This is a genomic window from Chitinilyticum piscinae (assembly GCF_015223195.1).
In the GTDB taxonomy this organism is placed as follows: Bacteria; Pseudomonadota; Gammaproteobacteria; order Burkholderiales; family Chitinibacteraceae; genus Chitinilyticum; species Chitinilyticum piscinae.
Window position 1 is genome coordinate 15,646 of sequence record NZ_JADFUA010000014.1, and the last position, 26,144, is coordinate 41,789.

At 56.9% G+C, this 26,144-nt stretch carries 21 protein-coding genes, 1 pseudogene and 2 CRISPR repeat arrays; of the genes and pseudogenes, 12 read left to right on the top strand and 10 right to left on the bottom strand.

Features of this window, described 5'->3' with window-relative positions; translation table 11 throughout:
* Nucleotides 1-141 precede the first annotated feature (141 nt).
* From INR99_RS15970 to INR99_RS15980, 3 genes are all read right to left on the bottom strand, one after another.
* Nucleotides 142-906 (bottom strand): PP2C family serine/threonine-protein phosphatase, encoded by a 765-nt coding sequence (locus tag INR99_RS15970; protein WP_194117378.1) that lies wholly within the window; start codon nt 904-906, stop codon nt 142-144.
* Nucleotides 907-1,026: 120 nt separating this feature from the next.
* Nucleotides 1,027-2,091 carry a protein kinase domain-containing protein gene (locus INR99_RS15975; RefSeq protein ID WP_194117379.1) on the bottom strand — a complete coding sequence of 355 codons (1,065 nt, stop codon included), beginning with the start codon at nt 2,089-2,091 and terminating at the stop codon, nt 1,027-1,029.
* Nucleotides 2,092-2,142: 51 nt separating this feature from the next.
* Entirely contained in the window at nt 2,143-2,814 is a 672-nt protein-coding gene (locus INR99_RS15980; protein WP_194117380.1) for a vWA domain-containing protein, read from the bottom strand.
* Between the two features lie 162 nt (nt 2,815-2,976).
* Here INR99_RS15980 and cas6 point away from each other — a divergent pair, with 162 nt between their 5' ends.
* The 7 genes from cas6 (at nt 2,977) to INR99_RS16015 (ending at nt 9,742) form a co-directional block, all read left to right on the top strand.
* The gene (cas6, locus tag INR99_RS15985) at nt 2,977-3,930 is read left to right on the top strand and encodes a CRISPR system precrRNA processing endoribonuclease RAMP protein Cas6 (RefSeq protein ID WP_194117381.1); all 954 of its coding nucleotides are present in this window, start codon (nt 2,977-2,979) and stop codon (nt 3,928-3,930) included.
* 122 nt (nt 3,931-4,052) lie between these two features.
* Entirely contained in the window at nt 4,053-5,366 is a 1,314-nt protein-coding gene (csm6, locus tag INR99_RS15990) for a CRISPR-associated ring nuclease Csm6 (RefSeq protein WP_194117382.1), read from the top strand.
* A 405-nt stretch (nt 5,367-5,771) separates the two neighbouring features.
* A CRISPR array of direct repeats spans nt 5,772-6,211; the repeat unit is 36 nt; unit sequence GTTTCCCCGCCCAGACTTTCCGAAGGGGATTAAGAC.
* Nucleotides 6,212-6,726: 515 nt separating this feature from the next.
* On the top strand, nt 6,727-7,224 hold the full coding sequence (locus tag INR99_RS15995; RefSeq protein WP_194117383.1) for a hypothetical protein: 498 nt from the start codon (nt 6,727-6,729) through the stop codon (nt 7,222-7,224).
* 32 nt (nt 7,225-7,256) lie between these two features.
* Complete coding sequence (gene cas1 / locus INR99_RS16000) at nt 7,257-8,444, top strand: CRISPR-associated endonuclease Cas1 (RefSeq protein ID WP_194117384.1); 1,188 nt, start codon at nt 7,257-7,259, stop codon at nt 8,442-8,444.
* Between the two features lie 2 nt (nt 8,445-8,446).
* Complete coding sequence (cas2, locus tag INR99_RS16005) at nt 8,447-8,737, top strand: CRISPR-associated endonuclease Cas2 (RefSeq protein ID WP_194117385.1); 291 nt, start codon at nt 8,447-8,449, stop codon at nt 8,735-8,737.
* An 86-nt stretch (nt 8,738-8,823) separates the two neighbouring features.
* Nucleotides 8,824-9,108, top strand: a complete 285-nt coding sequence (gene cas2 / locus INR99_RS16010; protein ID WP_194117386.1) for a CRISPR-associated endonuclease Cas2 — start codon at nt 8,824-8,826, stop codon at nt 9,106-9,108.
* Nucleotides 9,109-9,214: 106 nt separating this feature from the next.
* Nucleotides 9,215-9,742 (top strand): hypothetical protein, encoded by a 528-nt coding sequence (locus INR99_RS16015; RefSeq protein ID WP_194117387.1) that lies wholly within the window; start codon nt 9,215-9,217, stop codon nt 9,740-9,742.
* 485 nt (nt 9,743-10,227) lie between these two features.
* Nucleotides 10,228-10,599: a CRISPR direct-repeat array (repeat unit 36 nt; unit sequence GTTTCCCCGCCCAGACTTTCCGAAGGGGATTAAGAC).
* Between the two features lie 159 nt (nt 10,600-10,758).
* On the opposite strand, the pseudogene INR99_RS16020 reads toward INR99_RS16015, so the two are convergent.
* Nucleotides 10,759-11,740: pseudogene (locus tag INR99_RS16020) on the bottom strand (IS5 family transposase).
* Between the two features lie 390 nt (nt 11,741-12,130).
* Here INR99_RS16020 and INR99_RS16025 point away from each other — a divergent pair.
* The 3 genes from INR99_RS16025 (at nt 12,131) to INR99_RS16035 (ending at nt 14,741) form a co-directional block, all read left to right on the top strand.
* Nucleotides 12,131-12,361, top strand: coding sequence for an SHOCT domain-containing protein (locus INR99_RS16025; protein ID WP_194117388.1), 231 nt, complete (start codon nt 12,131-12,133; stop codon nt 12,359-12,361).
* Between the two features lie 428 nt (nt 12,362-12,789).
* The gene (locus tag INR99_RS16030) at nt 12,790-14,418 is read left to right on the top strand and encodes an AAA family ATPase (RefSeq protein ID WP_194117389.1); all 1,629 of its coding nucleotides are present in this window, start codon (nt 12,790-12,792) and stop codon (nt 14,416-14,418) included.
* 65 nt (nt 14,419-14,483) lie between these two features.
* Nucleotides 14,484-14,741, top strand: coding sequence for a hypothetical protein (locus INR99_RS16035; RefSeq protein ID WP_194117390.1), 258 nt, complete (start codon nt 14,484-14,486; stop codon nt 14,739-14,741).
* A gap of 20 nt (nt 14,742-14,761) precedes the next feature.
* Here INR99_RS16035 and INR99_RS16040 read toward each other — a convergent pair whose 3' ends face one another.
* Nucleotides 14,762-16,072, bottom strand: a complete 1,311-nt coding sequence (locus INR99_RS16040) for a Fic family protein (protein ID WP_228098377.1) — start codon at nt 16,070-16,072, stop codon at nt 14,762-14,764.
* 739 nt (nt 16,073-16,811) lie between these two features.
* On the opposite strand from INR99_RS16040, the gene INR99_RS16045 reads away from it, so the two are divergent.
* Entirely contained in the window at nt 16,812-17,408 is a 597-nt protein-coding gene (locus INR99_RS16045; RefSeq protein ID WP_194117391.1) for a DUF6088 family protein, read from the top strand.
* Entirely contained in the window at nt 17,401-18,414 is a 1,014-nt protein-coding gene (locus tag INR99_RS16050; RefSeq protein WP_194117392.1) for a nucleotidyl transferase AbiEii/AbiGii toxin family protein, read from the top strand. Before INR99_RS16045 ends, INR99_RS16050 begins: the two co-directional genes overlap by 8 nt.
* Before the next feature lie 251 nt (nt 18,415-18,665).
* Here the strand turns inward: INR99_RS16050 and INR99_RS16055 are convergent, their stop codons facing one another.
* From INR99_RS16055 to INR99_RS16075, 5 genes are all read right to left on the bottom strand, one after another.
* Nucleotides 18,666-21,869 (bottom strand): UvrD-helicase domain-containing protein, encoded by a 3,204-nt coding sequence (locus INR99_RS16055; protein WP_194117393.1) that lies wholly within the window; start codon nt 21,867-21,869, stop codon nt 18,666-18,668.
* Nucleotide 21,870: 1 nt separating this feature from the next.
* Nucleotides 21,871-24,498 (bottom strand): PD-(D/E)XK nuclease family protein, encoded by a 2,628-nt coding sequence (locus INR99_RS16060; protein WP_194117394.1) that lies wholly within the window; start codon nt 24,496-24,498, stop codon nt 21,871-21,873.
* Between the two features lie 120 nt (nt 24,499-24,618).
* Nucleotides 24,619-25,035 (bottom strand): hypothetical protein, encoded by a 417-nt coding sequence (locus INR99_RS16065; RefSeq protein WP_194117395.1) that lies wholly within the window; start codon nt 25,033-25,035, stop codon nt 24,619-24,621.
* Between the two features lie 18 nt (nt 25,036-25,053).
* Nucleotides 25,054-25,653: a hypothetical protein gene (locus INR99_RS16070; RefSeq protein ID WP_194117396.1), complete on the bottom strand. Its 600-nt coding sequence runs from the start codon at nt 25,651-25,653 to the stop codon at nt 25,054-25,056.
* 38 nt (nt 25,654-25,691) lie between these two features.
* On the bottom strand, nt 25,692-26,135 hold the full coding sequence (locus tag INR99_RS16075) for a hypothetical protein (protein ID WP_194117397.1): 444 nt from the start codon (nt 26,133-26,135) through the stop codon (nt 25,692-25,694).
* Between the last annotated feature and the right edge of the window lie 9 nt (nt 26,136-26,144).

The window sequence follows — 26,144 nt, forward strand, 5'->3', positions numbered from 1 at the left end:
TGCACTACCCCTCACAGGCAAGATTTAAACTCGCTCTGGGCACTGCGATCTATTGAATTCAAACATAAGAAAACTCTCACGTTGCTTACATAGATGTCAACAATTGAAAGCACAATGTGTGTCATCAACCAAAGTTAGCTTTCAACAACCCAGCACTGCCAAAGCACGATCATCTCCGGTGGTTCGCTGCCAAACATCGACATCGGCAAAGAAACGGTGCAGAAGCAAACCCGTCAACTCATTGCGCTGCGCTGCCCCCATGAATTCACCCAAACGCCCAGCCACATCACCGGTAATCAGGTTGACCAGCCGCTCTGCTGTACCATCACTCATGGCGGCTATACCCTCTAGCTGATGGCTCGCGATCAAGCCGAACTGCACATCATCAGGCTGTAGCGCCTCATCGATAAAACGGGTGTGATTGGCAAATTCGCCCTTGCCGGCCTCCCCGACCAGTTCAAGAGCGCCATTTCGCCGGACGACCAGTGCCCCATCCCCGACCCGGATCCACATCCAGCGGCTACGGCCACCGATCGCCGCCACCAGTGTGCTGCGGTAGTCGGCAACGGTGTGATCTTCACGACGCGCCAGATCCTGCAGCAAACCCAGAGCATGTTTCACAATCACCAACGCCATCTTTCGCAGCAGAGCTTCTTCAGGAGCGGCCACCGGATCAAGCAAGCCGGCATAGTCGCCGCCCAAGGTCTGGAACAGCCGCTGCAAGCCCTCCACCACAGCTTGCGAGCCTAAGTGTGAACGGCGTGCACTCCCAGCCCCATCCGCAACAATCACCGCTGGTCGCTTGCCGGTCATCACCAGCGCAGCATCCTGACAGGGCACGGGAGGCTGATGCTTAAGGTGCGCAGCACCAACCAGCGTTGCTGCTGCACCCTGCCAGGAGGGCATGACAGGGGGCTCAGGTGTGATACCGCGTGCGGACCGCAAACGCTCACGCGCCTGCAAGCGGCGGGCAGCAAACGTGGCGGACGGACGAATTCTTGGCAAGCAACGCACGAGCAGCCTCCTTCAAATGGGGAACGGGGTAGAAAATACCGGCCGGGAATTCGACAGCCCTGGTGCGGTCTGTGAAATACCGGCTTGTGATTTGGGAAGTGGCGGGCGCAATTCATCGCACAAGCCGCCCAGCCCATTACTGATCGAGTATTCATACTCTTTCAGCAACTTCAGCCAATCGCGTACTCGCGGCCGCTGCGTCGGCTGCAAGCCCCCCTCGCGGAACGTTACACACAACGCGTTCTTGAGTTTGAAACTCAGCCAGCTCCACTGCAGATACCATGGACCGGGAGGGATCCCACCGGGCATTCCCGGGCGAATACCCGTCTTGCCATATGGGAAATGCCCCTTGCGCATGTTCTGCACAGGCGTGCCGCCGTCGATCTGGTCAAATGGATGGCGCCCCAACATGAAGCACTGGAAGACCAGAATGGCCAGTGAATACACATCGCTTTCCGCCGTACGCACAACCGTGTCGAAACTCTGCTTCTGATGCTCTGGCGCAGTAAATTCCGCAACCCCAACCCGGCAGGGAAAATGTCGCCCTTGCTCGTCAAACACCTGCATGCTGTCGCAATCAATCAGCCACACCGTGTCATCCTTGCCCGGCTCAGTTAGGAAGTTGTTCAGATTGATGTCCCCCACGAAGATACGATACTGATGCAGCACTTCAATCGTGCCCAGCAACGAAATCAGTCGCCGCGTTATCTGCCGGCGGGTCAGCCCTGGGAAAACCTGTTTTTGCAAAACCGGATGAGCCAGCTTTTTCAGCGGTACCCCCTCTGCGGCTTTCATGGCATAGCCAACCCACTCACCTGCTTCGTTGAACACCGAAAGGCGCGGCCAGGCCAGTGGCAACTGCTGCAAGGCGGGAATGTGCTGAAACAACGCCACTTGCGCCTCAATCTTGCCCCGCAAGGCCACGCCATGCCTGGCCAGGACATCCGGGTGATACACCTTGACAGCCACATCGGGGCGCACTTGCAGGCGATATACCGCACCCTCGCCTCCCTCACCGAGCTGCGCTGCGAGTTGTTGCGGAACCCCTTGTGGGTCAAATACGCAGATGCTGTCCATGAGGAACTCCTGTGCGGGAAGTGGAATGGATTGGTTGGGTCAGCCGCAGGATCAGATCGCATCCCAGCCATTCGATGCCGGCAGCACCACCTTCTCGCCCGGCGTGCTTGCGCTCACCCGGCTCATGCTGGCCGACAGCCACAGGAAGAAATCGTTGAATTTCAAACCGCCCAAGGCTTTGGCACCCCGCTTGCCGCTAAAGGCAGAAAGCGTGGCAAGGTCTGCGCCCCCGCCCACCCCGATCGGCATCACCACCAACCTGCCCTGTTGCTCAGCCGAACTGCTTTGCTGTGCTGCGATCTGCCAACTGTCAGTTGGTGTCCCGTCGCTCATGATCACCAACCAGGGTTGGTAATAACTGGTACCGCTCCGCTTGTATTCCGCCTTGCGCTCCTCCAGCCGGCGCAGTGCCAGTTCAACCGCCTCGCCCATCGGCGTGCTACCGTCGGCGTGCAGATGATCAATCTGCTCGATCAGATGCACCGGAGTCATCGGTGAGATGTCTTTCACCCGGCCGCCAAAGGTGATGACGCTGACCTCCACCGAATAACGAGCCGTTTCATCGCGTTTCGTCGCCTCGATGAAAGTACGCACCCCCTCGTTCAGCTGCGCGATCGGCTCGCCATCCATGCTGCCGGAGGTATCCAGCACCAGCACGCAAGCGCAGCGCGGAACCGGGTTTTCGATGAGGTCGTTATTGCGGATCAGTGCGGTGGCATTCATGGTGTTCGCTCCGTGGTGGTTGGGATGAGTGCATGGTATAAGCGCACAGGCTGTAAGAATTCCTGACAAGCTTGTCGCAGCTGACCACAGCAACTCAGCGCCGGGCAATTCCGCCCCAGCCGGTGCATAATCAGCTCTTTCACCTGCCGCAAGCTCAACGCCATGCAGAGCCCCGCCCGAACCACGCTGCCGCCAGCTCCGCCAGCCCTCGCGGCGCTACCCGTACTCCGGCTGCGCTTCACCGCCAGCGCCGCCGCCATGCGTGCGCCGCACAACCCTGGGTCAGCCTGGCATGGCGGATTCGGCAAAGCCCTGCACGATACCCAACCCGCCGCCTACCTCGCGCTCTACGGCAATGACGACCGCAGCACGGACAACCTGCCGCGTCCCTATGTACTGCGCCCACCGCACACCCTGCACAACGGCGCCCAGCAAGACCTTTGCTTCGAGATAATCCTGATCGGCGACGCCATCGCACATGCCAGCGCCGTCATTGCCGCCGTGCGCCACTGGGGGCAACTCGGCGTCGGGCCGGATCGCGGCCAATTCAGTCTGCGGCGGGTGGAATCCATTACCCCCGGAGCCACCGCACCGTGCCATCACCCGGAACAACTCTGCCCCTTCAGCCTCGACCAAGCCTGGCAGGCGACAGAAACCAGCCAACTTCGGCTGCAACTGCTCAGCCCCCTCCTGCTCAAGCTCCAGGGTGATCACCTCGGGCAAGCCCCCGACATGCCCCTGCTGATCACCCGGCTGCTGCACCGCATCGACTCCCTGCTCCTCGCGCACCTGCAAGCCGGGCTACCCGGCGTGTTGCGGCGGCAAGCCCAACAGGCCGCCAGCACCGTGACCCTGCGCGACAAGCAAATCCGCTGGATCAGCCAGCCCCGCTATTCCGCCCGCCAGCACAGCTGGATGCCCTTTGGCGGACTGATCGGCCAGCTGGACTACCACGGCCACGGACTGACGGAATGTGGCGCCTGGCTAGGGCTAGCCGAATGGCTGCATCTGGGGAACAAAACCACCTTCGGGCACGGGCAGATCAAGGCAAGCATCAGCAATGTATGCACCCATACGCAAAGAGAATCACCACATGTAGAGGCATACCCACAATAACCCTCCGCAGCGATGCGCCACACTCGACAGCACCCTTTGCCGGCATCCCAAGCTTGTCATTCGCGCACGTCGGCGGGGCTCATCAATACTGCCGGCATTCCCACACCACCCAGAGCACACCGATGACCACCCAGAATACGCAGACCCAGCCCGCATCCCCTGCTCCTGCAGGCACAACAAACAAGCAGAAAAAGCGCACGCTACTCTGTGTCACCGGCCTGAGCCCCCAGATCGTCACCGAAACACTCTACGCCCTGGCCGTCCACGAACACTGGTATGCCGAAGAAATCCACATTCTCAGCACGCAAAAAGGCAAGCAGCACGCAGACAACGAACTGCTGCACCCCGATCGCGCAATGCTCGCCCGCTTCTGGCGCGAATATGGCAACGGCCACCCCCTGCCCAAAATCCGCATTGAAGCCGCCGCCGGCCTCGACGGCGACCTGCTCGACATCACCGACCCCGACAGCAGCGCCACCATGGCCGACGCCATAGTCACCAAGGTCCGCGAACTCACGAAAAACGACGACAGGGCCATTCACGCCTCGATTGCCGGTGGACGGAAAAGCATGGGCTTTCTGCTCGGCTACGCCATGTCGATGTACGGACAAGTCCAGGATCGGCTATCGCATGTCCTGGTCACCCCCACCGAATTTGAAAGCCACACAGACTTCTTCTACAAACCGCTCGCCTCGCAAATTTTGCACACCCGCGATGGCAAAACCCCAACCCCGCTCAACACCGACGACGCCAACATCGTCCTCGCCGAGCTACCCTTTGTCCGAATGCGCACCCTGCTGGGCAAAAGCGCCAACAAACTGCTGGCCCGCCCGCTCTCGTTTGCCGCCCTGGTCGAAGAAATGCAATACGGCGGCTGCGAACCACAGCTCACCATTGACGTCGCCGGCAGCACGCTGAACTGTCGCGGCAAGACCATCCCTCTCGCCCCTAAAGAAATGGCACTGTACGCCCTGATTGCCGAATACCAGCTACAGGGCAAATCATTCAATCTCGAAGACATCACGCATGACTGGTCACGACTGGAAGAGCTGTACTGGATTGCAAAAGGACGGGATATCAATAATCGCAACGATGTCGATGCCGCAGAACGCCAGCGTTTCGCCAATGGCGAATTCTGGCTCAGTAAAGCCGGTATGGCGGACGACAAAAAGGGTAAAGACAACATCCGTGTCGTCATCACCGACATTCGCGACAAACTGCACAACGCCTTTGCCGGGCAATGCGTCGCCCTGCGCCTGATTCCGGCCCAAGCCAAACGCGGCAATTGTCGCTACACCCTCGGCGGCAAGGACGCTCCGCAGATCATCCTGACCGGACTGTCGCTGCCCGGCCGAGCGGGCAGTGACACCACCCAGCCAGTGCTGAACCAGCCGGCCTCACTGCGCCAGCATACGGCCGCGTCCACAGCGGAGTAAGCGACAGGAAATACAACGGGTATATCGATACGGGCAATATTAAACAATGCCTGTAGACATATACCCACCTGACCAGAACCGAACATCAGCAGGCCGCCGTGCTGCCGCGCCAGCAGTGTTATGCTGCTGCAACCAGCATATCACGCGGTGAACTCGCCCCACGCAATCCACCCGCCGTCCGACACCCGCCCCAAGCAGGGCGACAGCCCATGGCAGAAAACACAGTCCAAACCAGGCAGTTGCGAAAGTGCCTCAGTAATGCTGCCTCGCACATTGAAAAATCAGCGCTTTTTGCCATTTTCATGGCAAGATGGAGTGGTTTTCGGGTGCTTGTTGCAGAAACGTTGCACTTGCCTCGCAAACACCCGCTACAAGCCAATAAACACGCGGCTTCCAGAGGGTAGAGTTTCCCCGCCCAGACTTTCCGAAGGGGATTAAGACAAGGCAATAGGAGTCTCTATCAGGGTTGTTTGTTTCCCCGCCCAGACTTTCCGAAGGGGATTAAGACCGAAGTTAGCGATTGTCTTTTTTACATCATCAGTTTCCCCGCCCAGACTTTCCGAAGGGGATTAAGACATCTTGGTTGCCTGCATGAAAATGTTGCGAAGTTTCCCCGCCCAGACTTTCCGAAGGGGATTAAGACTCTGCTGCCGGCGGATCACCAAGGAACGACTTGTTTCCCCGCCCAGACTTTCCGAAGGGGATTAAGACCCAGCTACTGCAACCACACCCAGAGTTGCATGTTTCCCCGCCCAGACTTTCCGAAGGGGATTAAGACGCCCAACGCTTTCAGTGGAATTCGTTTACTCGTTTCCCCGCCCAGACTTTCCGAAGGGGATTAAGACGCGTGCATCCTTAGCCATGCCAAATGCACTATGTTTCCCCGCCCTGATTTTTCCAGTCGGGATTAGCTGATTGAAAATGCCACTACCCCCTTTTCACCCCAGCTCCACCCTGTCCCCTTGAAATGGAAAGTTGCCAAAGCCACTGAGCTTCAGTCGGATCGGCGTACAGCCCGATTGGCAACACCGCTCAGTCAGTCATTAAATCCGGCCGTCATGCCGGCATCCCGCCAGGTTACCTGTGGTCGCAATCTTTCAGGCTTAGCCACAGGATACCGAACCTGACCGTAGGGGATCCCTGCGGGAGGCCGGAACGAGGAATGACAACTGCAATGCGGTGTGGAGACCTCGTCTTGCCAAAGGGGAAGATAGCGCGTTCAGCAGCCCGAAGAAGCACGCGTCGTTTCCCCGCCCAGCCCAGAGTGCCCCCCGACTACGGTTGCGGCAAGCTTGTCTCGTCCACCTCCCCTTGCCTCCCGCCTTAGACTTGCTTCACATCCTTCCTGTGGAGCAAGCCAGTGCGCCAGATCATCTCTCTTACCCGCCAGCAATCGATGCGCCATTACCTCGAGCAGGTGTGGGCCTTGCTGGAGGATGCGTACCGGGATGTTGCGGGCGGACTGCATTTTGCGGACCACGCGGCACTGCTGGATGAATCCGCCCGCTGGCAACTGGCGCTGTGCGATGGCCGCGTGCTGGCGGTGACGGTGTTCAAGGCCAAAAAGGGGCTGAAGCTGATTGCGATGGCAGCGGCGTGCGAGCTGGCCGGTGCCCGTGATGCGCTGTGCGAGATGTTGCGCCGTGCCTTGCGGCAGGCGTGGATGGAGTTGTCCGGCCGCGCGGAAAGCTTTGTGATGAAGTATTGCGATGGTCATCGCTTTCTGATTCACGGCAGCCTGATTCCGCAGTTGCTTGACAAGCCAATTGAGGCCACGGCGGCAGATGGTTATCACTATGTTCGCGAAATTCTGCAGCAGCGCAAAACCAAAATCGCCGTCGGCACTTTCCGAGCATAAACCCGTCTCGACTACCGCAAGGACACCCGAAAATGGTCCAGTTCAGGCGTATTTTCTATCCCACCAGGCTGTTCGCGCCCCCGCTCACAGCAGGGAATCCCCAGCACTGCGCGGCCGTAACGCCAGCCCAGCGACTATTGCCCGATGAACCCGACACGGATAACAGCGAGTCCGATTTTCCCGAGCAGGGCTGGCGGCTGTTCACCGAGAAGGACGCGCAAAGCCCGATCCAGCGCAGCCTGTATGTACACGAGCAGGGGATTTCGCTGCTGAAAGAAGGCGAGCGACTGCTGGTGACGGGCAAGCATGATGCTGTTCGCGCCAGCATTCCGCTGCACACGCTCGACCAGATCGTGATTTATGGCAATGCACTAGTCAGCACGGCGCTGCTACGCTATTGCCACCAGCGCAAGCTGGCGGTGCATTTTCATTCCTGGCATGGCGAGCCGGCTGGCAGCCTGGATCTGCCACGCGGCGCGACCGAATTGCAGGCCAATCAGTTCGAACGCCTGCAGAATGAACGCTGGCAGCACAATTTCGCCCGCGCCCACGTCATCGCCAAAATCCACAATATGCTTACTCTGCTGCAGCGCTACCGGCGCAGCAAGCAGCTGGGCGAGCTGGAACAGCACGCCCGCATCCTGCTACAGATGAAAGACCAGGCTCGCGAAGCACGCAGTCTCGACCAGTTGCGCGGTTGCGAGGGGATGGCGACCCGGGCGTATTTTCAATTGCTGCGCCAGCAGTTCCCGCCCGAATGGGGCTTCGCCGGGCGCAATCGCCAGCCCCCGCGCGACGTCGGCAACGCCGTACTCAGCTATGGCTACGGCATTCTGTACCGCATGGTGTGGAGCTTTATCAGCCGGCGCGGCCTGTCGCCCTGGCTGGGGGCGCTGCATGTGCCCAAGGCCGGCTTTGCCGCGCTGGCGGCGGATCTGATGGAAGAGTTTCGCGCCCCACTGGTGGATAGCGTCATCCTGCAACTGGCCAATAGCGGCGTACGGCCGATTGAGCTGCTGGAGCCCGGTAGCGAAACCCGGCTGTCCGTGGCTGGCCGCAAGCAGATTGTTGCCGCCATCGAAGCCCGCCTGCGCGTGCCCATTCAGTTGCCCGGCGCCGGCCGGGGGGATTACCAGCGGCTGATCGCCTGGCAGGTGCGTCACTACGCCGATGTGCTGCTGGGGCGGGATGTGGCCTATTCCGGCTTTCATTGGCGCTGATCATGAGCGTGCGCCGACTCTGGCTAATCTGCTACGACATTGCCGACGACGAACGCCGGCAGGCGGCGGCCCGCCTGCTGCTGCGTCATGGCGAGCGGGTGCAGCTCAGTGCCTATGAAATATACCTGCGCAATGTCGAACTCGACGCGCTACTGGTGCAACTGCAACAGGTACTGGATCCGCAGCTGGACATCCTCAGCGCCTATCCACTGTGCAGTTGGTGCCGCAATCAAGTGCACTGGCAAGGCGAAGGACGACGCCCGGAAGACCCCGGCTACTGGCAGATAGGCTGACTGCATCGGCACTACCCGTACAGCATTTATTAAGGGTATTGCTGCGCAGCCATTGATAATCAGAACCTACAGAGATATACGCATCAATGAGCAACCTCTACCTCATCGCCTACGACATCAGCCACCGCCAGCGGCATTATAGGGTGGCGCGCGAACTGGAAGGCTGGGGCCTCCGCGTGCAGGAAAGCGTGTTCGAATGCTGGCTGACCGCCCCCAAGCTCACAGAACTCCGCCGCAACCTGGCGCGGCTGATCGATCCCCGCTGCGATCTGATCCGCTATTACCCGCTATGCCCGAAAGACGTCCCGCTGATCCGTACCCTGGGCCCCGCCACCCGCGCCAGCGACGTGAGTCACTACCAGCTCGGCTAACCGCACCGCTACCAACCATTCTCACCACGTCACAAGCTTGCCAACGCCCGGTTGCTGCCAGAGGGGTAAATACTTCCAGCATCCACCCCAGCCCAGGAGAAAGGCCATGCACAGCCCGAACCACCCGCACCCGCAAATCGTCAGCACCACCCTAGCGCTGCGCGCACTATCGCTCGACGCTTTTCTGGAAGAGCAATGGCTGCTGGATTGGGAAGAACATGCCTACCTCGCCGCACAGGACGCCGCGCTCGAAGCGCATCTGGAAGAACAACTGCTGCAGGACCGGGAAGAATACGCCTACCTCGCCGCACAGGACGCAGCGCTCGAAGCGCATTTGGAAGAACAGCTGCTGCAGGACTGGGAAGAACACGCCTATCTCGCCGCACAGGACACAGCGCTCGAAGTGCATTTGGAAGAACAGCTGCTGCGGAACTGGCAAGAACACGCCAACCAGACGGAGCAGGAAATCCTTCACCCGCACAACCAGAAATACGAGATCGTAGCGGCGCCGGAGGATGAAAATCCGGAATGGCAGGAACAATGGCAAGACGCCCAGTCCGACATGGACGACTATTCCCGCTCGGAAGAAGAGGGTTGGTTCTACGCCGACGAAGATGGCCACGACAAATCTTGAGCGCACCGGAGTCATCCGCATTCATCCACCAGTAGCACATCATGTTCCTCTTATCCAGCACACCTAATCCGCGCCACTGATGTATCACTGCACCCGCTGCGAGCACGAACCATCCTGACCGTTGCCCTGCTGGCGCGCGGGCTTGACTCCTTGCGCGATCAGTCGCATAACAGCAACTGTCCGAAGTGCGGTGCACACACCCGCGTCGAGCGTTCGAACCGGCGACCGTCGTCCTAGCTGATTTTGTAAGCACGCGACGGACGCAAATCCATCGCCGGCCTGACCGCAAGCAACAGCCAACCTCGGCGAAACCCACCATTTGCGAAAGTGTCTCAGTAATGCTGCCTCGCACATTGAAAAAGCAGCGCTTTTTGCCATTTTCATGGCAAGATGGAACAGTTTTCGGGTGCTTGTTGCAGAAACGTTGCACTTGCCTCGCAAACACCCGCTGCAAGCCAATAAACACGCGGCTTCCAGAGGGTAGAGTTTCCCCGCCCAGACTTTCCGAAGGGGATTAAGACCTGTTAGTGAATTGCACGCGGCCTGCCAACGTTTCCCCGCCCAGACTTTCCGAAGGGGATTAAGACAAAAACACACCAATGACCGACGTGCTTACTTTGGTTTCCCCGCCCAGACTTTCCGAAGGGGATTAAGACTTCCGTCCAACTCAGCAGTGGACATTTTGTCGTTTCCCCGCCCAGACTTTCCGAAGGGGATTAAGACACTGCAGTGAAGCTGAGTGCGCCGCCGGCGAGTTTCCCCGCCCAGACTTTCCGAAGGGGATTAAGACTGTTTAACCTTGTGGATGTAAATACCATCTAGTTTCCCCGCCCAGACTTCCCGAAGGGGGTTAACAGGATGTTGAAAAAGACATCACTCCGAAGTAATGACTTCCTGTAGCCTTACAGTTGCAAACGCCCTTTCCCGTCAAAGGTAAAAACTCGTTATTTCGAGCCTTACCTTCACTAGTTTTCGGGCTTTTCCTGCTATTTGTCGGCTTCACGATGCAATCGTCCTTATGTTGCACCTTGCCGCCACCCGCACGGCGTCATCATCCGGGTCAGATTCCACGCCGCAAAGATCGTCAGCGCCTGGGCTTACGCCTTTGCGGTGCCGATGAAGCGGGTCTTGCGGAACCCGCCAATCGTCTTTGCCAACCGAAGCTTTCCTCAATCCGCCTGCGTACCTGCAGGCCGGTTTTGTAGCCCTTGCTGCGCTTGGTTCGACCATCCACTGCGCTACCGATTTTCTTGGTAGCGGTGTGCGTCTGAATACCCAGTGCCTTGAGCACCAATGTGTGACTGTCCAGATCGTAATCTATGTCTTAACCCAGCGTGCAACTCGGCTTCAAGGTGTGCCCCGCCATCGTTTCCGTGGCTTCCCACTCGACGGTGCCGGTCGCTTGGGTGGCCTTGACATCCACCACCAGGCCGTTGCGGTTCTCCATCAGGATGTGGTTCAGGTGGCGCAGCTTTGCCTCGGCAAACTTGGCCTTCTTATACAGTTGCGCCTCCGAGTCGGTCTTCAACTGGTGCGTGGCCCATGCTTCAATCATCGTGCCGTCGACGCTGCAATGCTCGTCAGTGACCAGTCCCGCCCAATCCGCGAGTGCCAGTATCCGGTCAAAGAACTGCCGCAGCCGGGTTTGCTCCAGCAGGCGGTCACGGCTGGCGCTGAAGGTACTGTGATCCCAGACCGGGTCGTCAATGCGCAAGCCGAAAAACAGCGGAACAGCAGGTTGTTATCCTGTTGCTCGACCAGCGGACGCTTGCTGCGGATCGCAGGACATCACTTGCAGCAACAGCACCCGCTGCCGCAGCTCTGGTGGAATCGAGGAGCGGCCGACGGCGACATAACGAGCGTCGAACTCCGGGCTCATCGATGCCAGGATCGCATCGACCGCCTGCTTGAGTAGACGCAAGGGATGCACAACCGGTACGCGGATGATGAGGCGACATAAATAAACATCGCGCCCTGCATAAAGTCGTCGCCACTCATGAAAAGAAGCCCCGGAAGAAGAAGGCTGGATCACCCCCATGAGCTTTCTTCATGCCGACACAGGAATTTCATTGGCCTGCTATGAAAGCAGGGGCGATTCAATTCATCACATGGACCTTGAGACCATCCCCCTTTTCACAAGCTTGTGAACCATTTCTCAGAACTACATTCACGTAATATAACGTCATGAAAAATCATCTTTTCATATCCGCCAGAATCAGTAACACATCAGGTCGTCGTTGCTGCTATGGGTTTAACGTTATAACTCCCGTGCTTCTCACCGCCTCGCCACCGTCGCCATGTACATAGACGAAGAGGTCAAAGCACGGGCATCTGCGAAACTTGCTGATTGGTTTTCCTAATTAGACACAATACATCCAGGAGAGGGCCATGCAATACCTAATTGCTTTTTTCTTTATCTGCTTCGCCATTTATATGGCCATCAAGAGTATTGTAAATATCATGGCATCTCTTCAAGACAAAATCATGCCCAAGAAACCTGTATCAACAGAGGAACGACTCTATGTTGCTGATGAAATCAAAAAATTATCCATCCTCCTTCATGAAGGACTAATCAGCAAGGAAGAATTCAACCGACAAAAGTCTAGGCTACTTCAATGAATTTTTGAAAAATTCCACGAATCTATATTCTTTGCACAACTGGACACCTCGAATAACCCAGCGCGGATTCAAAAAGTAAGCAACATGAGCAGATTTTCCTAATCGTCCTGCGGCATTGGCAATATCACCTGATCTGGTAGCCCAAGTTCCGATTCCGTGTCCTGAATGGGCTGGTCGGGTATGAGGAGTGCCATTGTGTCATAACGTTCTATCAGCAACTGGGCTGTGAGGTTATTGCACTGAATCTACAACCGGATCATATACACCTTCCGAAGGTTATAGACATTAAATGTCCATGCGCACATGCCCAGCACCACATTGCGTATGCCACACAGAGCGTGTTCGATAGGAACCCGGCTCACACAAGCAAACACAGAACGTCATGCTTCTGTTATTTTCCGTAATCATCACCTCGCACGGCACTCAGCATGGCCAGACTCCATCCAAGTTCTCTGCCCTCGGTGAAAACCCATGGCGGTATGTATCGTGAACTGCAAATCATCGAGCAACTGCAGCAGCAACTTTCAGATCACTATACGGTTTTCCATCACCTGGATTGGGCACTCATCGATGCTGGACGCGAACATCATGGCGAACTAGATGTCGTCGTCATGAACGGTAATGGCGATCTCGTCATCTGCGAAATCAAGGCAGGGGATGTGTTGGAACGTGATGGGCAGTACTTCAAGCTCTACACGTCCGGCGAGAAGAATGTCAGCAGGCAGTGCCAAATCCAGCAACGTGTACTGCAAAGTCGTTTGAAGGAAGCAGGAATCAACCAAGCGCATGTAGCGATGTTCCTTGTATTACCGGACTACCGTTGCCTCATGGGGGCAGGCTTGGCGCTACCCCGGTCCTTGATTGTTGACTCTAGAGAATGCCATGCACTGGCACAGCGGGTGCGAGAAGTGCTTCCTGAAACAAGTTTGTCGGCACAAGGCGAGCGGGTTACGGCTTTCCTGAAAAATCTATTCCAGATCCGGTTGGACTTGTCAGCCCGTGCGAAACAGCTTGCAAATACTGTCCATCAACTCGCTGGTGGGCTGTCTACCTGGATACCGAGGATTCGTCACAACAGCGGCATCATCCAAGTTCAAGGCACAGCTGGCTCTGGAAAAACGCAACTTGCGTTCCAGCTGCTGGAGCAATCTACGGCTAAGGAACACGCGCTATACGTCTGTTATAACCGAGCCCTTGCAGACCGAATGATTGCCAGTCTGCCTCCCCGCGTGCAGGCACAAACGTTTCATGAAGGGTGTGTCAGCCTCTGGCGCCAACGGAAAGGTGAACCCGATTTTGCAGATCCCGCGTTTTTCCAGGAGTCCGAGCGTCATTATCTCGAGCATGAATTTCAGCCACGGTATGACCTGCTCATCGTGGATGAGTCGCAGGACTTCGAACCGGAATGGATTTTGGCTCTGGCGAAGCAACTCAAAGAGAATGGTCGGATGTATGTGCTGGGCGACGAAGATCAACGCGTCTATAGCCGCGAACCCTTCGATATTCCCGAGGCAATTTGCATCGACAGTCCAGATAACTATCGAACACCTCGCATGGTTTGCGCCATGATCAACGCGCTGGGACTGGGCACCCGGGTGATCGAAGCCCTTTCACCTCTGGAAGGCTCGCTCCCGTCCATCCGACTGTATTCTGAATCTGGCAATAACCTTTTTAGCGCGACCCGTGCTGCGGTGAATGAATTCGAAAAAGCAGGCTATCCCTTGTCAGACATCGTGGTATTGACCTTCCGCGGCCATCACCACTCCGCACTATGTTCCCTGGACCAACTGGGTAGCTGGAATGTCAAAAGTTATACCGGCAGTTTTGACAAGGACGGCAATCCGATCTGGCGGGACGGGGAACTCCTGATCGACAGCATCAGCCGCTATAAAGGGCAATCATCGCCCGCTGTCGTGCTAACCGAGCTGGATTTCACCGAACTGGATGAGCAAACTCGGCGTCGGTTGTTTGTGGGCATGACTCGCGCATGCATGGCCGTCAGTATGGTGATGACTGCGGAGGCTGAGCAGGTACTCATGAAACAGCTGGGAGCGTAAGACTACGCCTACATGCCTTGCCTGCTATCATTCAATTCGGTTCTTCAACTGTTTAGAGGCATGGAATGCATAATGATATCGAGCTGATCTTTTCTCCTCTGCAACAGAAGTACACTGAGAACGATCAGACGGTGGAGGTGTGCATCTATCGCCTGCCAGATTCAGGCTGGACACTGGAGGTCGTGGATCAATACAACAACTCCACCATCTTCGATGGTGAGTTCGAAAGCGATCAGGACGCCTTTGATCTGTTCCTTTCTGAAATCAGAGAACAAGGTATCGAATCATTCATCGGCCTTGCGCCAGGTGTAGTAGTCCATTGATCCTGGAGCAACGGCATGGACTAATGCCGATGAGCGGCCTTCCAAGTAGTGTACTCGGACGGTCGTAAGCCATAGCGCGCGAGCACCCCCTCATGCAGCCTGCGGAGTTCTTCAACAATCAGTGCTTGTACGGCAGCTTGTTCACCCTCGGGAATACGTTCAGCCACGGCACGCTGAATACAGGAAAACGAATCAAGTTCCGGATGCCGAATGACTTCACGAATGGTTTGCTTGATGAAATCACGCCATGCCAAGCGAAGGGGGTCTGGCTCGGCCAAGTCTTGTTTGATCGCCAGATATTCCTGTGTAGAACGTTCATAGGCCCAGACATACAGATCACGTAAAAGCTCGACGCGAGTCATTTCGTATACGCCGAGAGTGGCTCGACTGTAAGCTTGCTCCGGCACATCCAAAAAAGTTAGTGGACATAGGTTCGCTCGGAACAGCGGCAGATTCGCGGCTAATCGCGAGGTGCGCTTGTTGATGTCGGCAAAAGGTTGCAGGTAGGGCAAATGCACCATCATGAAGAAGGATTGCTCAAACGGATCGGCAATCTGGTTGGCTTTGCCCAAAAGCACCTCCAGTGCGTCGTCGATTTGCTGCGGTGTTGAGAGCGGGCGATAAACGCTTTTGCTTATATCGACGGCGTGCTGGCGAATTCGCCCCTCATCGGCGGGATTGGGCAGCAAGTTTTCTGCCAAAGCACTGTGCAAGTTCATCAGCGTGTAGCGGTTGAGTTCCGCGCCATCGATGTTTTCGACCAGCAGTTCAATCGCTGTTTTATGGTTCAGGATCATCTGTGTTTCGATGGCCGCCTTACCCCGTGCAGCCTTGCCATGCTCGATGAGCTCACGCGTGTCGAGCCGGGAGTAGGTATTGCCCTCCAGATGGCTTGACGCCCACGACAGGTCGATGAGCAATCGGTTCAGAATGGCGCGGCTGTAGGTACCCGCAGGCTCTCGAGCGTCAGCCGTCCTGCCCATCCGATGTAATTGGCGGCGCAGCGGCTCCGACAAATACCATGTCTCATTGGGGCGGTAGGCATCAAGCAAATCTCGCTGGTAGCCTACCGGCTTGCGTGCCTCCAGAGGTTGGTCGATATAGGCAAGGATGTCCTGGCTATCGGCAGACAGTGGAATGAAAGGCGGGAAACGGTCGACTATGGTGGCTGGTACACCGCTGCCAGATTGAGTATCTGCACGAAAATAGCGACGAGCCCGACCTTCGCCCTCAGCTTTGACTTGCCTGCTATCAATCAGCTTTGCGATCAGGCGTTGCGCAGTTCGCCTGGCGATGCCGGGGTGCGCGGTCAGCAGTTCGGCCAGTGTCAATCCGTTCTTGGATGCTTGGATACTGTTCAGTAACTCTGAGGTAGATGACATCGCGTTGTGGCGCCGTTCGGGATACATGTGGCGCAATTATGGCGCTATTTATGAAACTGCGCCAAAATCAGCGCGAAAAAATGGCGCAGTTCACGGTAAATTGCGCCGCACGCTGGATGACATCGGTCGGCCTTACGATACTATGTATATGCCCTTTAGCCACCCTGTTCAGATGGCGCAGACTAATGATTTGGTTCTACGCCAGCGGGTTCGGAAATCTAGAAAGAAGGGTGATTCCAAATGAGCCGTCAACCCCCCCTCCCTGAAGGGAGGGCTTGAGGTCGTAAGGCTGATAGCCCGAGGTTGACCAGACCGAGGCGGATTCACATCCGCCTACGTTGTGCAGAAGACAGCAAGACCCACCCACGGATGCTTCCTCAGTCCGTGGCTCTGGAAGAAGTGATTGCAGACACGCTTCGGGTAAGCACGAAACGGGTCACTTCGGATCAGGCAACTGATTACCTGCTGCGCAACATGGCTGAACCAGATAGTAACGCCTCGGCCTTAAGGCCGTGAATTCGATGTTCTGGCCGAAACCGTGTTGGCTTTCGGCGAATACCCCTTTTTGTGCGTGATCCGGGCTACCGAGGCCATGGAGGCATCTCTGCGGCCATTAGCTGGGCACGTCTGCTGCAAATTGCAGTATGTCAGATACTAATTTATACTTCTGACAAAAGGAGCCGTAACCATGAGTCATCTTGCCGAGAACATCTTGTCTGCCGCCCGGGCCATGCCCGAGGGGGGGCTGTTGTCGCCCAAGGAGTTCCTGCATCTGGGCTCGCGGGCGGCCATCGATAAAACCTTGTCCCGGCTGGCTCAGGAAGGGAAGCTTCTGCGCGTGACTCGCGGGGCCTATGTCGCACCCCATGAGGGCCGGTTTGGTTCCCGCCCGCCATCCACCGAGTCCGTGGTGCAGGCCATCGAGGCCAGTTGCGGTGAAACGGTCGTGGCAAACGGCGCGGCTGAAGCCAATGCGCTGGGACTGACCACGCAGGTGCCGACCCGCGAGGTCTTTCTCACCTCCGGCGCATCCCGTACCCTGCATCTCGGTAGTCGGTGCGTGGAGCTCAAGCACGGCAACCGCTGGCAACTGCTGCTGGGCAAACGTCCTGCGGGCAAGGTGATCCGCGCGCTGTCATGGCTGGGGCCAGAGGGCGCACCGGCGGCGCTAAAGCAACTGCGCGCAAAACTGCCCGAGTCCGAATGGGAAGCTGTGCGTGGCGTGAGGGCCGCACTGCCGAGCTGGATGGCCAAAGTGGTCAGCGAGGCCACGGCACATGGCTGAGTCCTGGTTTTCGCTCAGCCGGGAAGATCAGGTTGAAGCCCTGGAGTTTGCTGCCGCCCGCAGCGGGCGGCCCGCGCATCTGCTCGAGAAAGACATCTGGGTGGTCTGGGTGCTGTCCGCCATTTACGAATCTGACTTGGCCCGCAAACTCACCTTCAAGGGTGGCACCTCGTTGTCCAAGGTCTATCGCATCATCGATCGGTTTTCTGAGGACGTGGATCTCACCTATGACATCCGCGAACTGGCAGCCGACCTGTTGAAGGAAGGCAACCCCATTCCTGCTTCCGCCAACCAAGAGAGAAAGATCAGCAGCGCGGTACGCCACCGCCTGCCCGACTGGATCGATGCGACGGTCAAACCGGTCATTGCTGCGGCGCTGGCGAAAGATGGGTTGAACGCAAGCTTGACGCTGGAGGGCAAAGATCGGGACAAGCTGATCCTGTCGTATCCGGCGGTCAAAACCGGCACCGGCTATTCAGCGCCCACGATCCAGCTGGAGTTTGGTGCCCGCGCCACGGGCGAGCCGCATCATGTTCAGCCAGTGGCTTGCGACATTGCGCCGGAAATCGAAGACATCACCTTCCCCGTCGCCCAGCCCTTGGTGATGGCGGCAGAGCGCACCTTCTGGGAAAAGGCCACCGCAGCGCACGTGTATTGCTTGCAGGGACGGCTGCGCGGCGAACGCTATTCGCGGCACTGGTACGACTTGGCCGCCATCGCAAAAACGCCACACTTCGCAGCGGCCTGCGCCGACCAGGCGCTGGCTCGGGCCGTTGCAGAACACAAATCGGTGTTCTTCGTCGAGAAAGACGCTGCCGGCGCCAGGATAGATTACTTCGCCGCCACCAGTGGTCAACTGCAACTCATCCCCATGGGTGAATCGATGATGGCGCTCGAAAACGATTACGCCGCGATGCTGAAGGATGGTCTGCTGGCGCTGAATCAGCCGAGCTTTGCCGACATCATCGAGCAGTGCCGTGTCATTCAGGATGAGGCCAATCGGTAGCCCTTTAAACGGGTGCAAATGGGTGTGTTTGTGGTTTGCCCACAGATCGTGCCGTCCTGTTGCATCGCCTCGCATCAAGTCTCCCTGATTGCAGCCACCGGCCAGCAGTTCCCATATGATTTTTATATGGAGAACTTCGATGTCCAGCACCCTCTGCACCTGCTGTGGCCAGCCGTTCGAGCCCCGCCCACAAGCTCCTAGCCACCCAAGCCGATTCGCTGCGCTCAAGTTTAACGGCTATGGCTGGAGCACTAGGCGCAAAATCCGATAACGACTTCCTCTGCCATCGCACCGACCGACATCCGCACACAACCACCCGCAACCGGCAGAAAAAGCCATGCCTCCACCACCTTGCGTCCCGTCGCTTTCTCAATGGCAGATGCATAGGCCGACATCTGTGCCGCATATTTCGGAGCTAGCGTTGACCATTTCCCCGGCTCCAGCACCGAGGACTTGTGATCAATCAGAATCCAGCCGTCCGCCGTGTCGAGCAGCAAGTCGATACGCCCATTCAGAATCTGCCCATTCGCAAGCACACTCTGCACGGGAATTTCGGCATGAGCTGTCACAGCAGGCCAGCGGCCAGCGATCCACTGATGCAGTTCCTGAATGCGTTGATTGAGCAAGTTCGCTGAAATTGCGCCTTGCATTCCGTACCCGTCAAGCACTCGAACCACTTCGCCTTCACTCAAGGGCACCTGATGATCTGTGAAGGACAAAGCGATGCACGAATGGATAGCGGTACCCAGCACATCCTTGTCTTCGTATGAAGAAAGCACCAAAGGCTCACCAAGCTGGACCGTATCCATTGCACTTGCAGACATTGAGGCGGCCTGCGAGGGATTAAATTTCAGCGGAATCTTGTCACGCGCGGATGAAACAGTGCCAAAGCCGAACAACACACCTTCCCCCTCCTCCTTCTGCTGGGTTGCAAGACTACCTGCATCAAGCTCCCAGCGCATGGCTGAAATCTGCTCGCCAGAAGGCAGAGTAATCGAGTCACTCTCTTCATCCTGCAGCAGCCAGTCTGCAGCTACAGTGTCGAGCCATTCTCCAGAAAGCTTCCTGCGCTGCCGCGCCAGGATCAGCAAATCCCGAGCACGCGTCATGCTGACATACAACAAGCGCTTGGATTCTTCGATGGCAGATGCTTGGAACGCTGCGGCTATCGGTGTCGCATCAATGCGCTCAGCCAATTCCACAGTCCTTTGTTTCCCAAATGGCCAGGGCCAGTAGCGGATAAATCGATCTGCCAGAGGCCGCTGCACATCGAAAGTACTGGTTGACTGGGCACTAATACCCCAGAGACGACTATTCACATCTTTGGCCAGATCAGTGAGGATCACCACCGGCCACTCCAGCCCCTTGGCCGCATGGTGCGTCATGATCCTGACGGCATCAACCGCAGGTTCTGCCAACATATCCTGATTACTGTCAGCCTGCTCTCCGAGCCAAAGCAGCAGCCCAGAAATCGACGCAGCCATCTGCCCTACCTGGCAGACCTCTTCATAGTGTCGCGCCAATTCGCTCAAAGCCTGCAGGTTGGCCAATCGGACGCGCGCACGATCACCAGTCTCAGACCAGGCGCTCACCGTTTCCGGCAGCTGGCAGATGGCCATGACGGATTCCAGTGCTTCAGTGGGCGACATCACCGGCAAATCAGCCCTAAGAGCCACAATTTTGGCCAGCAGCGGATGGACGGGATGATCTTCGCACGCCACTTCCATCCATTGATCAGGCTTGGTGGACTTCCTGAGATAGCGAAGACGATCTGCGACCCAAACCTCCGGCTCCAGTCCGTCATGCATAGCGACGATTTCGGCTGTCGCGATGGTATCGGTCGGATCATTCAGCCGGCGCAAACAGGCCAAAGCCAAGGTCACCTCCGGGGTTGCGAGCAAGCCAGGCTGGGCAGTTGCAACCGGAATCCCCTGTGCAGACAGCGCGGCCGCCAACGCGACGACGCCATCATGGGTCCTAGAGAGAATAGCGACATCGCCATATTGGACCGGCCGCAGTTTTTTCTGGGACTTATCAAAAATGGTGTAACCGGATTGGACAAGTTGAATCACGCCACGAGCTACGGCACGGACGTCATCCGATACGTTCTTTCCGTGCAAAATCCAGTTGCCGAATGCCGGCTTTGGCATGGTTTCGGCACGACGCGGACTAAGCTCGACTTCATTTTTCGTCAAACTATTGGCAAATGCGGGGGCAAACACGGCATTCACAATGTTGACCAGTTCCGGGCGCGAGCGCCAGGAATATGGCAACACCTCCTTGTTCGCCCCCATCTTTGGCAGCGCATTGATAATGGACAGCATCAACTCCGTGTCGCTGCCGCGGAAACCATAAATTGCCTGCTTAATGTCACCAACCCAATAAACCTTTTTCGCAAAGGAAGCCAGCTTGAGAAACAAGGCAAGCTGAATGGGACTGGTATCCTGAAACTCATCCACCATCAGCAGATCGAGTTCATCACGAAGCACCGTAGCAACGTCGGGCTGATCGAGCAGATTCAGCAACAAATGCTCCTGATCTGCGAAGTCGAGTGCCCCCAGCTCCTGCTTATACTGGCGATAGTTTTCCAGAGCTTGCTCAGCCAGCCTGAACATGGTTTTGAGATATGACCGCAGATCCTGCTGGAGCTGAGGGTGTTCCCCATAGCGTTCGGCCAGCAAGGTAATCGATTCAACCTGTGCTTTAAGTGCTGCCTCGGGTTTCATTTTGGAGAGCTTGACCCAGTCACTCCAGGGCAAACTCCCCCTCTGCAGTCCCTTAGTGCACACGTGGAGTTGTTGCAGATACTTCTTCGTGACATCCTTTCCGCCCTCATTGGCCATAAGCTCGATGACGGGCAGTACAGCAAGGATCGCTTGCAACAAGGCTTGGCTCAGATCCTGTTTGGTTACAGCAGGGAAATGGCTCAGTAGTGCCTGGCAGTTCTGTTCGGCAAAACCCGCGATTCTTCCGAGGGAGATATCATTGGTACGCAGTTGCGTTACCAGCGTCTGCAACGCTTCCTTCCATTCGTCCTCCAATCCCAGCCGATGAGACAACGCAAGCAGCTCACGCATCGCTTGTTCGTCCAGCACCGCATCAATAGCCCTGCTGAGCAACAAGCTGGCTTGCGATTCTTCCAGTACCTGCAACTCCGTCGATTCACCCGCTTCAAAGGCAAAACGCTCGATCAGCTTCCCGCACACACTGTTCACGGTACCAATCCTAGCCTGTCCAATTGCATTGGACAGGCCCCAGCTCCCCTGCTTCAGCAGATGCTCGCGCACCCGCTCCCGCAATTCGGCCGCAGCCTTCTTAGTAAACGTCGTTGCAATCACTCCGGATGCCCGCACGCTACCGCTCTGCAACTCTTCATGCAGCAACTGAGTAAGCCGGTGCGTCTTGCCACTCCCGGCACCGGCACTGATAAAGGTGATCTTGGCATTCATACTCATGTCAGTTGCTCCATCCGGCCAGGGTGCGGTAGTCGTTGTAGGCCTCGTTCAGATATTCCATTGCCAGGCCATTGTCGGGAGGCGTCGAGTCTTCATCCGGCTCGGTTCCATCCATGGCCACCTCAAATAAGCCTTCCTGAATCTGCTTGGCACGCCAGCGCCAGGTGTTGATAAACCGTCGCCAAAGTTGGGCGGTGTCCTCACCATCTGCGGAATTAACCACGTCGGCGCCTTGCAGGACATGATCATCCGCAGCCAAGCAAAGGGCCCGATCAAGGATGAAATACGCCACGGACGGTGCAGCCTTGGTGTCCTGGCGCAGCAACTCGGCATACACCGCCAACTGCAGATGCTGATTAGCTTTCAATTTACCCCGATACTTCGTGGCTCCCGCCCACTTCATGTCGACCACCGCCCGAGCACCTTGCTGATTGGTCATCACCAGATCGGCATAGCCAGCCAGCGCGCCACCAGGGAAGGTTCCGGACAAGGGCTGTTCGGGAATGACATCCACAATACCGGATGACTCAACGAGTTTTCGCAGGGACACCATGGCGTTTTCTAGGCGTCGACGAAACGTTTCGAGCTCGGCCCGTTTTCCCGGTGCGAGCAAAGTGGCGCCCTCTTGCATAATCAGCGTGCGGAATTCTTCATCGAACCACTGTGCAAATTGGGCATCGTCCATCTGCAGTGCATCGCTTCGCCGGTAGTAACGCTCAACCAGCGCATGCGCGAGATTGCCAAGCATCCGGAAGGAATGACCCTGTGTGATACTTCGTGAAGGGCGGAGGTCTGCGGGGTATTTCAGCAACCATTGATAGGGGTTGAACAGCATCGACTCGAGGCTCGAGAAAGATTCCTTTGCTCGCAATTCGACCGACACGTCCTCCGGTAGAGACCACCAGCGTTTTCTTGACGGCAGGCGGATGTTCTTCAGAGGAACCATGCCCTGCCCGCCTTGTTCGATGAGGCGCTCAAGCGGTTGAATCACAGGTTCGTCCACCAGCGAGCAGATCATCTGCCAGAGCGGATGCACCTCACGACCCGGCGGGGGCAGAACCAGTACAAGCTGATCCGTCGCGGCCATCACAGGGCGTATCCACTCCACTGCAGCTTGATCCAACTGATCACCCACAGCAGGCAATTGGCATCCTGCATGAGCCAGCGACTGAACTTCCTGGTTGGACCAAGGCAAATTGCTCGGCAAAACCGGCATCCCCATCTGCCACCAGATTACGCGTCGCGACTGTTCAAAGACGGCTCCTGGATAACGGGTGACCAGACAAGCCCCTACTTCAGCATCACCGAGCGGATTGAGTGCGCCCGCGCCAACGACCTGCATAACCAGTTTTTGCAATTGCCGCTGCCGCAGAGAAAATTCTCCCTGTCTCAGCAACTCATCCAGAGCCTCACAGAATGCCGAGCATTGGGCATAACCCGCCTGAAAAGCCAGCTGTGCAGCAACATCCTCATCACCGAGGCGATGCCGGAAAAATCGCTGCAAATTTCTGACCCGTTCCAGAACCACCTCGACAGGAACCCCCTCCTCCAGAGGAAAACGTCGATGTTCAACCCAGCTTGTAATCTGGGCGCGTACGGCTTCCGCTTGTTCTGGACCATAGTATTCGGCGATCTCATTCAGAACATTTTGCCAGCGCTCCCCCCCCACACCCGGCGCATCCGCAATTTTCTCAGCAAGCTTGCGGCGAGCCATCGACCGAATCGGACAGATGGGATGGGTAAGAAATTGCAACAGCGCACCATAATCAAGAGGGTCCCAAAGCAACGCCAGCGCCATAGGCAATACCTGCAAAGCAGGACGGCATGAGCTGCTAGCTTTCAAGCCCAATCGAGCCTGATTTGCGCTAGCCAGATAACCATCGAGGACGGCCCCTGCTTCGCCTGCAACCAGCAACGTCTCCGCTTCATCGGGCAAATGTACCGACAACCAGGATGCGGCAATGCATTCCGTCTCTGACTGCACGACAAGTACCGAACCATCATCCCGCCACTTGAGCACATTGCCCTTAAGACCGGATTTAGCCAGTTTGAGCTGCTGCTGCAGTTCACCCAGAAAACCGTGTCCGGCCCCCTGAAGATTCTGCTCCACTTTAACGGGCAGTTTGGCAAGCACGGTCTGCCATGTCAGGGGCAATGTCGCCAGGGGGTCAATACAGCGAAGACTATCAATTCTGGCTTGCCGTACTGTCAGTTGTTCGCTCACGCGGCGCAAACGCTGCCCCACATTCGGACTTACCGAAACAGCAGCCAGCACCTCCACATCCGCCATATCTACCAGTCGCAACGGGGCATCTGCGGCAACTTGTCCATTCCAGCCATGCAGGGACCACTGATCACGCCATTCAAGCAAGGTGGCTGCTGTACCCAACGGATCCGTGGCAAAACTCTGATGGAAAAAGCGATCAGCACGATCACAACGACGCAAGCAATCCCGATACTGAATAACGCGTTCGGCATGAGCGGGGAGGATAGCCGTCAATCCCAACTGATCCTCCAGGATCTGCAACAACCCCATTGGCCCAACCGCCGCATGACCCAGTGCATTGCGCGCCTTTTCGGTACGTTGACCGTCAAGATAGAGCCCAAACGTGATGTGCAAACCCGTCATATCCTTTCCTCTCCGCATCAATTTCCATCGCAGCCACTGAGGCCACGCAGAAAATACCTTGTCTGACATGTTATGAAATATCACTGTGCATTCCTCGAATGCAAAGTGATATCCACTGCACTACTCCAATCCCGTATCGCCTGCGTTGCGAAGCCACTTGGGCTTACTTGTGTTTTCAGGCAGATTCGCGAAAAACTCATCCGTCGCCCGTTCGCTGCGCAGATACGCTTCCCGGCCACCATCGCTCGCAATCTGCTGGTCAATTTTGCTCTGAATCGCCTGCAAAATCGGACTATCACCTGGCGTACTGTGGATCAGATGGCGCTCAAGCAGTCTTTTGAAGAACGCCCAACGATGCCATTCACCGCAGCCCACACACGGCGTCAACGCATGCCCTGACCGAAATCGGATTTGATCGAGATAGCTCACCAGCTTCTCGGGCGTTACAAAAAGCGGACACAGAGAAGACGGAGGAGGCAGCTGTCCCATCCAGTATGCGGCAATGTCTCTGGCAAGCTGCCAATCTGATCCGAGCATGGGTTTTCTCCTGTCCGCTTATGGCGTCCAATTCTGAGCATGTCGCCGCCATTCGATAGCGCGAATGCGTTCAAGGGTTGAGGCACTAATGCCGTAATGGGACTGGAACCAGATCACAAACACCGTGCTCCAGGTTTCATCCGGATCCAGAGCGTCCCCCTGCAGTTCCAAGACACAGGTTATCGGGGGCAGCAAACCCATAACCCCCCAGCAGCGGTAATCCTTGCGCATGACCAGCACGGCCATGAACTGAATCAGGTACTCCGGTTCGAGTACCAAGGCCAAATCCGGATCGAAGAGCCCTGATTGCGCCTGCAACTCTTCGAAGAGCTTGCTGATCCGCAACAGCGGATGCATCCTCCCGCCACAGAGGCGATGGGCATTCGGGTCGTATTGCCTGAAATCATTCACCCGCACCTGGCGGCCATTATCCAGATCCAGGCAGGCCGGCAAGATGGCCGCATCCGTTGGCGGGCGAATGTTCTCCTCCGGCCGCAAAGTCAAGCTCGCCCAGTCAATACCAAGCCGCTCGGCCAGCTCGCGATCGGCTTCATTATGCTGCAGGTGCTGCTCCCAGAGTTCCCGCCAGGTCAGCAGCGGCAGATCATCATGGTCCATCAGGCATTCCTGTGTTCGATAGTTCAGTTAACCTGCGCTCAGGAATCCAGCATCTTTCGTCCCAGATCCGCAGGATCTGAGGCGCCAAGCTGGTTCAGCACCGAGTGATGCACCTGACCCGGCCCCTGGGCGAGGATTTTCTCAAATTCGCCGTACTGCTCCAGAATCCAGTCCTGGGTTGGTTTGCTGCTTAGCCAGTGCATGAATGCCGCTTTATCCTCTTGGCTCCACGAGCACTTTTCGGTCATCACCTCTGCAACGCCAAAGCCACAGTAGGTTCTTGGCCCTGCTTCATCGGCCGTAGTGGGAGGATCTACCAGTGGCGTGCGGAACTCGATGACATCGAAGTACCCGGCCATTTGCGCGGGCGACATCGGCTCAAGCTGCAGGCTCATCCAGGTCATGAAATTGCTCGTTTCCAGATGCTCGAACATCAGATCGGGAGTGATCGCCACGTTTCGTCCGCTGGGCAATTTGGCCATGAATTGAGG